We start from the raw sequence: 2,538 nt of genomic DNA, 5'->3' as shown, positions 1-2,538 counted from the left end.
AGGACGAGATCGATGAGGATGACGACGGAAGAGGCGTTTGTGAAGGTTCTGCAGATGCATGGGATTGGGCATGCGTTCGGCATCATCGGCTCGGCCATGATGCCGGTCTCGGACCTGTTTCCGAAAGCCGGGATCACGTTCTGGGACTGCGCCCACGAGACCAATGCCGGCCTGATCTGCGACGGCTTTTCGCGCGCCACCGGCCAGATGGCGATGGCGATCGCCCAGAACGGGCCCGGCGTCACCGGCTTCGTCACCGCCGTCAAGACCGCCTACTGGAACCACACCCCCATGCTCCTGGTCACCCCCCAGGCCGCCAACAAGACCATCGGCCAGGGCGGCTTCCAGGAGATGCCCCAGATGGCCCTGTTCCAGGACTGCGTCTGCTACCAGGAGGAGGTCAAGGATCCCTCCCGCATCGCCGAGGTCCTCAACCGCGTCATCGAGAAGGCCTGGCGCGGCTGCGCCCCGGCCCAGATCAACGTCCCGCGCGACTTCTGGACCCAGGTCATCGACATCGAGCTGCCCCCAATCGTGCGCCTCGAGCGCCCCGCCGGCGGCCCCCAGGCCATCGCCCAGGCCGCCCGCCTGCTCTCCGAGGCAAAGTTCCCGGTCATCCTCGCCGGGGCCGGCGTGGTGATCGGCAACGCCATCCCCGACACCGTCGCCCTCGCCGAGCGCCTCGATGCTCCGGTCTGCGCCGGCTACCAGCACAACGACGCCTTTCCCGGCACCCACCGCCTGGCGGTCGGCCCGCTCGGCTACAACGGCTCCAAGGCCGCCATGGAGCTGATCGCGCAAGCCGACGTGGTGCTGGCGCTCGGCACCCGCCTCAACCCGTTCTCGACCCTGCCGGGCTACGGCATCGACTACTGGCCGAAACACGCCAGGATCATCCAGGTCGACATCAACCCGGACCGCATCGGCCTGACCAAGACGGTGAGCGTGGGCATCTGCGGCGATGCCAAGCAGGTTGCGCGCCAGCTGCTCGAACAGCTCGGCCGCGGCGCCGGCGACGCCGGGCGCGAGGCGCGCCGGGCGCTGATCCACCAGACCCGCTCGGCCTGGCTGCAGCAGCTCGCCTCGATGGACCACGAGGACGACGATCCCGGCACCTGCTGGAACGCCGAGGCCCGCGCCCGCGAGCAGCACCGCATGTCGCCGCGCCAGGCCTGGCGGGCGATCCAGGCCGGGCTGCCGGCCGATGCGATCGTGTCGACCGACATCGGCAACAACTGCGCCATCGGCAACGCCTATCCGAGCTTCGCGCAAGGGCGCAAATACCTCGCCCCGGGCATGTTCGGGCCGTGCGGCTACGGCTTTCCGGCGATCATCGGGGCCAAGATCGGCTGCCCCGACGTGCCGGCGGTGGGCTTTGCCGGCGACGGCGCGTTCGGGATCTCGATGAACGAGATGACCTCGATCGGGCGCCAGCCCTGGCCGGCGATCACCATGGTGATCTTCCGCAACTTCCAATGGGGGGCGGAGAAGCGCAACACCACGCTGTGGTACGACAACAACTTCGTCGGCACCGAGCTCAACCCGGCCTTAAGCTACGCCAAGGTGGCGGAGGGCTGCGGGCTTAAGGGCGTGACGGTGGACACGCCCGAGGCGCTCACGCGAGCGCTGCGCGAGGCCTGCGCGGCGCAGGCGCAGGGCGTGACCACCTTCATCGAGGTGCTGCTCAACCAGGAGCTCGGCGAGCCGTTCCGGCGCGATGCGATGAAGAAGCCGGTGGCGGTGGCCGGGATCGATCCGGCCGACCGGCAACCGCAGCGGCCGGTCTGAAGCGGCCGGGTCGAGCGCGGCCGGGTTCTCCCGGCCGCCTGTCGCCTGCAGAAGAACCAAGGAGACGCCATGAAGCCGCTCGAGGCCCTGATCGCCGCCGCGCGCGCCGGCCCGCAGCGCATTGCCCTGGCCGAGGGCGAGGATCCCCGGATCGTCGCCGGGGCGCTGCGGGCGCAGCGCGAAGGCGTGGCCGATCCGATCCTGATCGGCCGCGCGCAGCAGGTGCGGGAGGCGGTGCGGCGGCAGGGCGGCGATCCGGGGGCGGTGACGATCGAGGACCCGGCGACCTCGCCGCGGCGGGCGGCCTATGCGGCGGCCTATGAGGCGCTGCGGCGGCACAAGGGCGTGGACCGGGCGCAGGCCGAGGCCGCGATGGCCGATCCGCTCGGCTATGCGGCGATGATGGTGCGCTCAGGCGATGCGGCGGGCACGATCGGCGGGGCGGTGGCGACCACGGCCGCGACGGTGCGGGCGGCGCTGCAGATCATCGGCCAGGCGCCGGAGAGCCGGCTGGTGTCGAGCTTTTTCCTGATGCTGTGCTGCGCGCCGCACCATGCCCGCAAGGGGGCGTTCGTGTTTGCCGATTGCGGGCTGGTGGTCGAGCCGGACGCGGCCGCGCTGGCGGCGATCGCGCAGGCCTCGGCGGGCTCGTACGAGGCGCTGACGGGGGAGCGGGCGAAGGTGGCGCTGCTGTCGTTCTCGACCCAGGGCAGCGCACGGCACGAGCGGGTGAGCAAGGTGGTGGAGGCG

General features: G+C 71.0%; 2 protein-coding genes. Both read left to right on the top strand.

Going from position 1 to position 2,538, the window contains the following annotated elements; translation table 11 throughout:
- Nucleotides 1–12 precede the first annotated feature (12 nt).
- A complete protein-coding gene (xsc, locus tag ACS5Q0_RS27360; protein ID WP_473129769.1) occupies nt 13–1,788 on the top strand; it encodes a sulfoacetaldehyde acetyltransferase in 1,776 nt (591 codons plus the stop codon).
- Between the two features lie 69 nt (nt 1,789–1,857).
- A partial coding sequence (locus ACS5Q0_RS27355) for a phosphate acyltransferase (protein WP_473129768.1) occupies nt 1,858–2,538 on the top strand: 681 nt, incomplete at its 3' end.

The sequence above is a fragment of the Microvirga sp. HS2 genome (assembly GCF_055792805.1).
This window is presented reverse-complemented; position numbering and strand designations above follow the sequence as displayed.

What these genes read in the sequence shown, in the direction of transcription:
- xsc (WP_473129769.1), top strand. Translation starts at nt 13, where the DNA reads ATGAGGATGACGACGGAAGAGGCGTTTGTGAAGGTTCTGCAGATGCAT.